Here is a 1869-nt window from a genome sequence, read left to right as displayed (position 1 = left end):
TCTGGAGCGTGTGTGACGCGGTCAGCGCGTCCGGGGAAGGTGCGGGCAGGTTCAGTTGCATGGCGGTATTGTAGAGAAATCAGCGAAACACACAACATCCATGTCCACAGATAGCACTACATCGTTGAGAAAAACCGCCCTCGTCACTGGCGCCGCCAAGCGCATAGGGCGCGTGATTGCACTCGCGCTGGCGCAGCGCGGCTGGGATGTGGTCGTCCATTACGGCAGTTCCGCCCGCGAAGCGCATGCGGTCGTCGCCGAAATCGAGGCGCTGGGGCAGCGTGCGCTGGCCCTGTCCTGCAAGCTGAACGACGAAGCCGCCGTCAAAATACTGGTGCGGCGCGCATCGGCGCAACTGGGGCCGGTTTCCTGCGTGGTCAACAATGCAGCGCTGTTCGAGCATGACAGCGCCGCCAGTTTTTCAACTGCCGCGCTGGATGCGCACATGCACACCAACCTGGTCGCCCCTGTGATACTGGCGCAAGCGCTGTACGATGCAACGCCGGACGGTGCACAGTCGGTGGTCGTCAATATCCTCGACCAAAAGCTGTTCAACCTGAATCCTGATTTTTTATCGTACACGCTGTCGAAAGCCGCCTTGCACAGCGCCACCACGATGCTGGCGCAGGCACAGGCGCCCAAGGTGCGGGTGGTCGGCATCGCGCCCGGCATCACGCTGTTATCGGGCGAGCAGAGCGAGGCCGGCTTTGCGCGTGCACACAAGGTGACGCCGCTGGGCCGTTCCAGCACGCCGGACGATATCGCCGCCGCCGTCTGCTTCGTCGCCGGGTCGCCAGCCATTACCGGCACCACGCTGGTCGTCGATGGCGGCCAGCATTTGATTCCCTTGCAACGCGACGTCATGTTCGTCGCGTCCTGATTGCGCATACCTTGCAGCACAACCGCTTACTTACTTTCCAAATATATGAATTCTTCCCTGTTCCATCCCAGCCTTTCCGATTGCCGCCGCCTGTTTTTGCGCAACTACGAAGTGCAAATCAATATCGGCGTGCATGATTTTGAAAAGCAGGGCGAGCAGCGCGTGCTGATCAATGTCGACCTGTTCATCCCGCTGAAGGATTCGACGCCGACCGGCGACTCGCTGGAAGAAGTCGTCGATTACGATTACATGCGCAGCACGATCGCCAGGCGCATGGAGCAAGGGCATATCCATTTGCAGGAAACCCTGTGCGACGACGTCGTCAAGGCGATGCTGGCGCATCCGAAAGTGCGCGCCGTGCGCGTCTCCACCGAAAAACCGGACGTCTATCCCGATTGCGAATCGGTAGGCGTCGAAGTGTTCCAGATCAAGGGTAATTAAGATGTCGCAATCGATGATGAATGACGAGCTCGCGTCCGCACCGGCAGAAAGCGCCGCCGCGCTGAGTTTCAAGCAGGCTGAAAAGATCACCTACGAAAACAACAAGCTGCAAAAACGCCTGTGCCGCCAGGTCGGCCAGGCAATCGGCGACTTCAACATGATAGAAGACGGCGACCGCGTCATGGTCTGCCTGTCCGGCGGCAAGGATAGTTATGCCTTGCTGGATATCTTGATGACGCTGCGCGAACGCGCGCCGATCAAGTTCGAGATCATTGCCGTCAACCTCGACCAGAAGCAGCCGAATTTTCCCGACCATATCCTGCCGGCCTATCTGCAGCAGCTGGGCATCCCTTTCCATATCGAGAACCAGGATACCTACAGCATCGTCAAGCGCCTGATCCCGGAAGGCAAGACCACTTGCTCGCTGTGTTCGCGCCTGCGCCGCGGCATCCTGTATCGCGTCGCCGACGAACTGGGCGCGACCAAGATCGCGCTCGGCCATCACCGCGACGACATCATGGAAACCTTTTTCCTCAACATGTTCTTCG

Annotated in this window: 3 protein-coding genes; all 3 read left to right on the top strand. The window is 59.3% G+C overall.

Annotated features, from left to right (window positions below; translation table 11 throughout):
* Nucleotides 1–100: 100 nt before the first annotated feature.
* Nucleotides 101–880: an SDR family oxidoreductase gene (locus Q7T06_RS07525; protein ID WP_304782798.1), complete on the top strand. Its 780-nt coding sequence runs from the start codon at nucleotides 101–103 to the stop codon at nucleotides 878–880.
* Between the two features lie 45 nt (nucleotides 881–925).
* Nucleotides 926–1321, top strand: coding sequence for a dihydroneopterin aldolase (locus Q7T06_RS07520; RefSeq protein ID WP_304782795.1), 396 nt, complete (start codon nucleotides 926–928; stop codon nucleotides 1319–1321).
* A 1-nt stretch (nucleotide 1322) separates the two neighbouring features.
* Nucleotides 1323–1869 (top strand): tRNA 2-thiocytidine(32) synthetase TtcA (gene ttcA, locus Q7T06_RS07515; RefSeq protein WP_304782792.1); only part of this gene is annotated, 547 nt, incomplete at its 3' end.

The sequence above is a fragment of the Herminiimonas sp. genome, from assembly GCF_030645555.1.
Classification (GTDB): domain Bacteria; phylum Pseudomonadota; class Gammaproteobacteria; order Burkholderiales; family Burkholderiaceae_D; genus Oxalicibacterium.
The sequence above is the reverse complement of the archived record's forward strand: the minus strand, read 5'-3'. Positions and strand labels throughout refer to the sequence as shown.